The sequence below is a fragment of the Dellaglioa sp. CoH-57-MRSF-19 genome, from assembly GCF_056781975.1.
Genome location: NZ_JBXAXW010000345.1, coordinates 1 through 235, shown reverse-complemented (window position 1 = coordinate 235; position 235 = coordinate 1). Strand labels below are relative to the sequence as shown.

The following is a 235-nucleotide window of genomic DNA, read 5'->3' as shown; positions in this document are numbered from 1 at the left end:
CCGAGTTCGATACCGGGACCACCGATGCTCCATTTGTCGTAGGACCGGTCCCGGCCAACAGTTCCTTCCGAATGGACCTGCCACGGCCCGAAGTTTTCTTCCTCGAAGCCAGTAACTTCCCGCGTAACGGGGCCATTTCGTGTCACCAGATAGACCCGGCCACACACGACGATCATACGGCACTCGGTTCGATGGAAGTGGTAAACGCTGCCATAGCGCACGCGCGGTGTGTCAC

General features: G+C 59.1%; 1 protein-coding gene. It reads right to left on the bottom strand.

Translation table 11 applies throughout. The features are described from left to right. A partial coding sequence (locus AC1RO3_RS09435; RefSeq protein ID WP_481764161.1) for a hypothetical protein occupies nucleotides 1-235 on the bottom strand: 235 nt, incomplete at both ends.